This window comes from Cytobacillus firmus DS1 (assembly GCF_000565285.1).
Classification (GTDB): domain Bacteria; phylum Bacillota; class Bacilli; order Bacillales; family Cytobacillaceae; genus Cytobacillus; species Cytobacillus firmus_A.
In genome coordinates this window covers 263,016-270,649 of the sequence record NZ_APVL01000006.1, presented here as the reverse complement: position 1 = coordinate 270,649, position 7,634 = coordinate 263,016, and the positions used below count along the sequence as shown (strand labels likewise).

The following is a 7,634-nucleotide window of genomic DNA, read 5'->3' as shown; positions in this document are numbered from 1 at the left end:
GTTGGGGGCTGTCCCCCTGTGAGAGTAGGACGCTGCCGGGCAAATGAAAGAGCACCTGATGGGTGCTCTTTTTTGTGTATTAAGATGATTTTCCAATTGGAAAAACATTGTTGGGGCTCTATCCGAGGAATTATAAATATATGCGCCACTCCATATTTCTTCCTCTGCTATATAAACGAAATATGTTCGCTGCAAAGAAATGAACTGCAGCGCAGCTTTAGGGATACTCTACTCAATAAAATCCTTATCTGTTTTTCTTTATTTGACCGAATGGAAAGAATATGTATTTAAAACAAAAGTTTATAAGCCTGCAATCCAAAATAAATCCCAAACCCAATCAAGGATATTCCAGATAATATTGAAATTAGAGCAAGGATTTTTCCGGTTAAAAATCTTCTAAAGCTGCTGGCTACAGCTGCCATTGTTATATCCCAGAGAAGAAGACCAGTAAAAATAGCTCCGCTATATAAAATAACATGGGCCTTGTCATACTCTGCTGCTGTTTTTGCCAGAATGGAACCATAGATGCCGAGCCAAAACAGTATAGTTAAAGGGTTGGACAATGACATAAGAAAGCCGGACATAAAGGATTTAACTTTAGATTCATTTTTCGTCCTGACGCTTGATACTACTTTGCCGGCACTTATTATGGTTTCCACACCTGTATATACCAGGACAAAAAATCCAAAGCACCATAAAAAAGCTTTCATAAATGGAATCTCAAGAAAATGTACTACACCCATATAAACAGCCGCCATATAAACTGCATCTGCTGTCATAGCCCCTAGCCCCACAAGCCAGGCATGGAAAAAACCATTTCTTATCCCTTTATCCAATTGTGCAGCATTGATTGGACCAATTGGCGCTGCAAGCGATAGACCCAAGAAAACATAGCCTAGAAATATGCTCATATGTATACAGCTCCTAACTGCCAAAACCTGTTTGTACAATGTGTATTCAGAGTATTGAAAGGATAGGACAACTATTTATCCTGAGCAAGCAGCAGTTTTTGCAATCAGAAAGTATTGTCTAATAAAATCAAAAAATGACTGCTTCACACTTTTTGACAAAGTAAGCATAAATTTCTCAGATTTGCAAAAAATAAACTGAAAAAAGAAGAGGAGAGTGTGTCTTATGGATGCAAAACGAGTGAAGCAAATTCTTTCATCATCAGCAGATATCGAAGTAAAATACAATGGTGCTTCCGTGTGGATCGACAAGCTGAATGAGGATGGAAGAACAGCTACGGTACATTTGCGCGGCCCGCTTGAAGAAAGGTCTGAAGTGGAAATTGGAGAACTGACTGAATTGTAATATGACCTTAAGCCGCCAGCACTGGCGGCTAACATTTATACTTCCTGGTTTGATTCTATCTCTGTCCGTTCATTTAAATACTTATTCTCAGCAGAAGCAAAGTTTACAGACTGCAGACTAATCTCTTTTTCAATTCCATACAGATCCTTCCCCGTGTCTTCTGAATTTTCATGCCTTTTATCCACATCACTACCTCCTTTTTAAAGTGTTTCCGTTAGTATAAACAAAGATTTTCTATAACATGAAAGGGAATTTATACATAAAAAGCCGGAATTTATACCATTTTAAATTAAAACTTTACATAGGGTACCGGGGTATAATATAATTAGTTCAAAGGAGGCTGATCAAATGGCTTTTGATTTGGAAAATGAGGATTTATCTGCTGACAGCTGCTGTTCGATTGAATCGGAGCGAAAAAGTCATCATTCAGAAAAAGTTAAGAAGAATTTGACGACCCGGTTAAATCGAATTGAAGGGCAAATACGAGGGATAAAAGGACTTATTGACAGAGACGTGTATTGCGACGATATAATAACACAAATTTCTGCAACTCAGTCAGCTTTGAATAGCGTAGCAAAGCTATTGCTTGAAGGCCATTTGAAAAGCTGTGTGGTTGAAAGAATCCACGAAGGCGATGAAGAAGTGCTTGATGAATTTTTAGTCACAATCCAAAAGTTAATGAAAAAATAATGGGAGGTTACTTTATTATGGAGAACGTAACTCTGAAAGTAAGCGGAATGTCATGCGGTCATTGTGTAAAAGCAGTTGAGGGCAGTGTCGGCAAATTAAATGGTGTGGATAAGGTAGCAGTGGACCTTGATAATGGCCAGGTGCAGGTTCAATTTGACTCATCAGCCGTTTCACTTGAACAAATCAAAGAAACAATTGACGATCAAGGCTATGACGTAGAGTAATCTAATTGGGAAGGAACGTGTGAATAAAATGCACGTTCTCTTTTTTTATAAATTAAGAAATTTGTCTAATTAAATTTGATTGACATATAGGGTAGAGGGGTATAGTATATAAGTGTAAGATACTTCGTTTAATAAAGGAGTGGTAGTTATGGGTGATGCAGCCCTGAAAGAGGTCCACCTTCCGATATCAGGAATGACATGTGCAGCCTGCTCGTCTCGAATTGAGAAGGGGCTTAATAAGCTGGATGGTGTGCAGGAAGCAAGTGTGAATCTTGCATTGGAAAAAGCAGCAATAAAATATAATCCAGGAGTAACTTCTGTTGAAGCTTTTGAGAAAAAAATTGAGGATCTCGGTTATGCAGTAGTATCGGAGAAAGCAGAGTTCGAATTGCTGGGGATGACATGCGCAGCCTGCTCCGGAAGGATTGAAAAGGGACTTAATAAACTTCCTGGCGTAAAACATGCTGTGGTCAATTTGGCTCTTGAAACTGGCACTGTTGAATATAATCCTGAGCAAGTCTCAGTCCAGGATATGATAAAGAAAGTAGAGAATTTAGGGTATCAGGCAAAAGTAAAAACGGATAGTGACCAAGAGATCGAAGGTTATAGGGAAAAGGAAATCGAGAAGCAAAAAGGCAAATTTATCTTCTCATTAATTCTTTCCATCCCTTTGTTCTGGTCAATGGTGGGACATTTCGAGTTTACATCATTTATTTATGTTCCCGAAATGTTTATGAATCCGTGGGTGCAGCTGGCGCTTGCAGCTCCCGTGCAATTTTTCATAGGTAAACAATTTTATATCGGGGCGTATAAGGCATTAAAAAATAAAAGCGCCAATATGGATGTGCTGGTTGCGCTGGGGACATCTGCCGCTTTTTTCTATAGCTTATATCAATCACTATTATCAATTGGCAGCAATGGACATATGGTGGAGCTCTATTATGAAACAAGCGCCATCCTTATAACATTAATCATTTTAGGCAAGCTGTTTGAAGCGAGGGCTAAGGGGCGTTCCTCTGAAGCAATCAAAAAGCTTATGGGTCTTCAGGCAAAAACAGCAACTGTCTTAAGGGAAGGGGAAGAAATTGAAATTCCCCTTGAAGAAGTTATTGCAGGAGATATCATATATGTAAAACCGGGTGAAAAAATTCCGGTCGATGGTGAAATTATTGAGGGACAGTCAGCATTGGATGAATCCATGCTGACAGGGGAAAGCGTACCTGTTGATAAAACAGCAGGCGACACAGTAATTGGATCTACCCTTAATAAAAATGGCTTCCTGAAAATTGAAGCCACTAAAGTCGGCAAAGATACAGCACTGTCACAGATTATTAAAGTAGTTGAAGAAGCGCAGGGTTCAAAAGCGCCCATACAGCGAATGGCAGACAAAATCTCCGGGATATTCGTTCCTATTGTTGTGAGCATAGCAGTGGTTACATTCCTGGTATGGTATATATGGGTAAGTCCCGGTAATTTTGCAGAAGCACTCGAAAAATTGATTGCCGTCCTGGTGATTGCATGTCCATGTGCCCTGGGTCTGGCTACACCAACTTCTATAATGGCAGGTTCTGGCCGGGCAGCGGAATATGGGGTTCTCTTTAAAGGCGGGGAGCACCTGGAGCTTACACATGAAATCACTGCAGTTGTTCTTGATAAAACCGGAACCGTAACACATGGCAAACCGGTTTTAACGGATGTGGTTACGGAAGGACACGTTGAAGAAAGAACATTTCTCCAGCTTGTAGGGTCTGCTGAGAAACAGTCTGAGCATCCATTGGCCGAAGCGATTGTAAAGGGAATAAAAGATAAAGGAATCACTCTATTTAATCCGCAGGAATTTGAGGCTATTCCCGGATATGGGATTAAAGCAAAAGTGGAAGGAAAAAACATTCTAATCGGTACAAGAAGATTAATGGAAAAATACGATATAAGTGTCCAATCAGCCAAACTGGAAATGGAGACACTTGAGGAAAATGGAAAAACGGCAATGCTTGTTGCGGTCGATGGCAAATATGCAGGTATCGCTGCAGTTGCGGATACAATAAAAGAAACTTCCAGAAATGCAATCAATCGCTTAAAACAACTGGGGATTGAAGTCATTATGATTACGGGAGATAACAAACGTACAGCACAGGCAATAGCTGAGGAAGTGGGGATAGACTTTGCAATTGCGGAGGTTCTGCCTGAAGGCAAGGCAGAAGAAGTAAAAAAACTTCAGAACCAGGGAAAAAAAGTCGCCATGGTCGGCGATGGCATAAACGATGCCCCTGCACTTGCTGTTGCTGATATAGGAATGGCGATTGGAACTGGTACAGACGTTGCGATGGAAGCAGCAGATATTACTCTAATGAGAGGGGATCTAAATAGTATCGCAGACGCCATCCTGATGAGTAAAAAAACCATAAGGAATATAAAACAAAATCTTTTCTGGGCATTTGCATACAATACACTTGGCATCCCAGTAGCTGCATTAGGGTTCCTTGCTCCCTGGCTTGCCGGCGCAGCAATGGCTTTCAGCTCCGTATCTGTCGTTTTAAACGCACTTAGATTACAAAGAGTAAAAGTAAGTGAAAAAAACGTTTAATTGGAAGGGGCAGATTTAAATGAAGAAATGGGCAGGTATAGCGATTGCTTACCTGGTGCTTGTAATGGCTGGTTATGCGGCATATGATTCTTTTTGGGCTAAACCAGAGCAGGTACCTCATGATATTGAAATCGAAAATCATGAATAACAAATGATCAGGCAGAGGGAACTCCCCCTCTGCCCGTTTTTCGCACATTAATAATTGTAATTTATTTCTCTATATGATAGAATCGTCTACAATATATAGTATGGACTTTCAAAATGAAAACTAAATATAGATCGTGATTGGTGTCCTATATGGACTTAATAGGGAATTCGGTGAAAAACCGAAGCTGTCCCCGCAACTGTAAGTGCAGACGAAAAAAGCATACCACTGTACAAAACGCTTTATGGCGCTAGTATGGGAAGGGCTTTTAGTAGGGTGAAGCGCAAGCCAGGAGACCTGCCAGGGCGATCGAAAGTTTCTTATCTTCGGGGATTGAGATGATGAAACGATCGCGTAATGGCCGTTTGTTCATCTGCTACCTGCTATTATACTATCGTTTGATCCGCTCATTTTCCGGGCGGATTTTTATTTTGCCTTTAGGAGGAAATAAAATGGTCCAAACCATACAACCGATAAAAATTTTAGAAGAACTTAAGACGGAATTTCCACAGCTCGGCATTGAGCAGCTGTTAAAAAGGTATGAAGAAATGAGTCAGCTAACAGCTGAGGCCATGTATGACCAGCTAATACTTGATTGTTTATCATTTATCAGCATTGAAGAACCTGATTGGACGTTTGCCGCTTCACGTCTGCTTCTTAAAAAGCTCTATATCGAGTCAGGAAAAAACAGAGAATGCGAGCCGGATGATTGCTACATACATTTTTATTCACTAATTGAACGTCTGACTGCATTGGGAATTTATGAACAGGATTTATTAGATGTGTATTCAAAGGATGAGATAAATGAACTTGCTCATTTTATAAAGAAAGAAAATGACCGCTTATTTACATATTTGGGGCTGAAAATGCTGGCTGACCGATACCTTGCCCGGGACAAACAGAAAAATTTATATGAGCTTCCACAGGAGCGGTTCATGATCATCAGCATGGTGCTGATGAAAAAGGAGCTGAAGAGTAAACGGCTTGAGCTTGTTAAAGAAGCGTACTGGGCAATGAGTGGTTTGTATATGACTGTTGCCACTCCAACGCTCGCTAATGCAGGGAAAAACTGGGGACAGCTTTCAAGCTGTTTCATTGAAACAGTTGATGACAGTCTTGATTCCATTTATGACAGCAATACCGATATTGCATCACTGTCTAAAAATGGCGGCGGAATCGGAGTATATTTGGGGAAAATCCGCAGCAGAGGCAGTGATATTAAAGGATTTAAGGGGGCATCTTCAGGTGTGATTCCCTGGATGAAGCAGCTGAATAACACAGCCGTCAGTGTCGACCAGCTTGGACAAAGGCAGGGTGCTATAAGCGTCTATCTGGATGTCTGGCATAAAGATATCTTCTCATTTCTTGATGCAAAGCTTAACAATGGAGATGAAAGGCAGCGAACACATGATTTATTCACAGGTGTCTGCATTCCGGATTTGTTTATGGAAAAAGTGGAAAGCCGGGGATATTGGTATTTATTTGATCCCCATGAAGTCCGCAAGGTAATGGGCTTTTCACTGGAGGATTTTTACGACGAAGGTGAAGGCGAAGGTTTATTCCGCCAGAAATATAAAGAGTGCATAGATAACCCGAATCTATCAAGGGAAAAAGTTCCTGCCATCGATATTATGAAATCCATCATGAGAAGCCAGCTTGAAACAGGAACACCATTTATGTTTTACCGGGATGAAGTAAACCGGAAAAATGCCAATTCACATTGCGGAATGATTTATTGTACAAACCTGTGCACGGAAATCGTACAAAACCAAAGTGTTACAAAGCGGGTTGAGGAATATACAAGGGATGGGAGAATTATTATCGAAAAACAGCCGGGAGACTTCGTTGTCTGCAATCTTTCATCCATCAATCTTGCACGTGCCTTAAGTGAAGGAGTCCTTGAAAGGCTTGTGCCCATTCAAGTGCGAATGCTTGATAATGTTATTGATATAAATAGTATTCCGGTTCTTCAGGGGCAGATCACAAATCAAAAGTACCGTGCGATTGGACTGGGGACTTTTGGCTGGCATCACCTTCTTGCACTGAAAAAAATCACATGGGAAAGCGAAGAAGCAGAAGAATTTGCTGACACTCTATATGAACAAATTGCTTTTTTAGCGATAAAAAGCTCTATGAATCTGGCAAAAGAAAAAGGAAGCTATTCAGTTTTTAAAGGATCTGATTGGGAAACGGGTGCCTACTTTGAAAAGCGGGGATATCTGGAGGCGAAGACAGAAATGGACTGGACAGGATTGAGCAGGGATGTAAAGGAATTCGGCATCCGAAACGCCTATCTGTTGGCGGTAGCCCCTAATGCGTCAACTGCATTAATTGCAGGAAGCACACCCAGTATTGATCCTATATTTAACAAGCAGTATTCCGAAGAGAAAAAGGATTATCGAATCCCTGTCACTGCACCTGATATTAATAGTGAGACCATCTGGTACTACAAATCTGCCTACCATATTAACCAGGAGTGGAGCAACAGGCAGAATGCAAACAGACAAAAACACATAGATCAGGCTATTTCATTTAATTTCTATATACCTAACCATATTAAAGCTATCGATCTATTAAATCTGCATCTTTCAGCATGGAAGAATAAATTAAAAACAACTTACTACATCCGTTCAACTTCATCTGAGGTTGAAGATTGCGAATCTTGCTCAAGCTAAGG

General features: G+C 40.6%; 8 protein-coding genes and 1 riboswitch. Of the genes, 6 read left to right on the top strand and 2 right to left on the bottom strand.

The features are described from left to right. Positions 1-287: 287 nt before the first annotated feature. Positions 288-911: a LysE family transporter gene (locus tag PBF_RS10375; protein WP_035329641.1), complete on the bottom strand. Its 624-nt coding sequence runs from the start codon at positions 909-911 to the stop codon at positions 288-290. A 223-nt stretch (positions 912-1,134) separates the two neighbouring features. Between PBF_RS10375 and PBF_RS10370 the strand changes: the two genes are divergently transcribed. Then, a complete protein-coding gene (locus PBF_RS10370; RefSeq protein ID WP_009336786.1) occupies positions 1,135-1,314 on the top strand; it encodes an H-type small acid-soluble spore protein in 180 nt (59 codons plus the stop codon). Between the two features lie 35 nt (positions 1,315-1,349). Here PBF_RS10370 and PBF_RS26455 read toward each other — a convergent pair whose 3' ends face one another. Beyond that, on the bottom strand, positions 1,350-1,499 hold the full coding sequence (locus PBF_RS26455; protein WP_200870029.1) for a hypothetical protein: 150 nt from the start codon (positions 1,497-1,499) through the stop codon (positions 1,350-1,352). A 163-nt stretch (positions 1,500-1,662) separates the two neighbouring features. Between PBF_RS26455 and PBF_RS10365 the strand changes: the two genes are divergently transcribed. From PBF_RS10365 to PBF_RS10350, 5 genes are all read left to right on the top strand, one after another. Continuing rightward, entirely contained in the window at positions 1,663-2,004 is a 342-nt protein-coding gene (locus tag PBF_RS10365; protein WP_035329640.1) for a metal-sensitive transcriptional regulator, read from the top strand. 17 nt (positions 2,005-2,021) lie between these two features. After that, complete coding sequence (copZ, locus tag PBF_RS10360) at positions 2,022-2,228, top strand: copper chaperone CopZ (RefSeq protein WP_035329639.1); 207 nt, start codon at positions 2,022-2,024, stop codon at positions 2,226-2,228. Positions 2,229-2,376: 148 nt separating this feature from the next. Beyond that, positions 2,377-4,812, top strand: coding sequence for a heavy metal translocating P-type ATPase (locus PBF_RS10355; protein WP_051488858.1), 2,436 nt, complete (start codon positions 2,377-2,379; stop codon positions 4,810-4,812). Positions 4,813-4,831: 19 nt separating this feature from the next. After that, positions 4,832-4,960 (top strand): hypothetical protein, encoded by a 129-nt coding sequence (locus PBF_RS27015; protein ID WP_268745105.1) that lies wholly within the window; start codon positions 4,832-4,834, stop codon positions 4,958-4,960. A gap of 121 nt (positions 4,961-5,081) precedes the next feature. Further along, a riboswitch (cobalamin riboswitch) is annotated at positions 5,082-5,275 on the top strand. A gap of 134 nt (positions 5,276-5,409) precedes the next feature. Next, positions 5,410-7,632: a ribonucleoside-diphosphate reductase subunit alpha gene (locus PBF_RS10350; RefSeq protein ID WP_035329638.1), complete on the top strand. Its 2,223-nt coding sequence runs from the start codon at positions 5,410-5,412 to the stop codon at positions 7,630-7,632. Positions 7,633-7,634 lie beyond the last annotated feature (2 nt).

Bases quoted from the DNA above. Each gene is read 5' to 3' on its own strand.
- PBF_RS10375 (WP_035329641.1), bottom strand. From the start codon at position 911: ATGAGCATATTTCTAGGCTATGTTTTCTTGGGTCTATCGCTTGCAGCG.
- PBF_RS10370 (WP_009336786.1), top strand. From the start codon at position 1,135: ATGGATGCAAAACGAGTGAAGCAAATTCTTTCATCATCAGCAGATATC.
- PBF_RS10365 (WP_035329640.1), top strand. From the start codon at position 1,663: ATGGCTTTTGATTTGGAAAATGAGGATTTATCTGCTGACAGCTGCTGT.
- copZ (WP_035329639.1), top strand. From the start codon at position 2,022: ATGGAGAACGTAACTCTGAAAGTAAGCGGAATGTCATGCGGTCATTGT.
- PBF_RS10355 (WP_051488858.1), top strand. From the start codon at position 2,377: ATGGGTGATGCAGCCCTGAAAGAGGTCCACCTTCCGATATCAGGAATG.
- PBF_RS27015 (WP_268745105.1), top strand. From the start codon at position 4,832: ATGAAGAAATGGGCAGGTATAGCGATTGCTTACCTGGTGCTTGTAATG.
- PBF_RS10350 (WP_035329638.1), top strand. From the start codon at position 5,410: ATGGTCCAAACCATACAACCGATAAAAATTTTAGAAGAACTTAAGACG.